Consider the following 337-nt stretch of genomic DNA (forward strand, 5'->3'; position numbering starts at 1 on the left):
CATTGCCATCACCGATACGGTACCGGTGGCAGTCGATGACAGTGTGACCATCAGCGAGGATGGCGCTAACCCGCTGACCCTCGACCTGTTGAACAATGACTCCCGGAACGTGGATGCGCCGGTGACCATCACGGCGGTAGCGGCGGTGGGTACGGTGCATGGCACAGTCACCCTGAACGCCCAGGGCGAGTACGTCTATTCGCTGGATAACAGCAACCCGGCGGTGAATGCGCTCAAGACGGGCCAGAGCCTGACCGATCTCTTTAGCTACACCCTTACTGACGCGGACGGCTCGAGCAGTACGGCGCAACTGACCGTGACTATCCAGGGGCATACG

General features: G+C 60.8%; 1 protein-coding gene. It reads left to right on the plus strand.

Translation table 11 applies throughout. The features are described from left to right. On the plus strand, positions 1-337 hold a 337-nt coding region (locus tag ACZYTD_RS17235), incomplete at both ends, for an Ig-like domain-containing protein (protein WP_463893929.1).

The sequence above is a fragment of the Pseudaeromonas sp. HNCC25DJ180 genome (genome assembly GCF_055413345.1).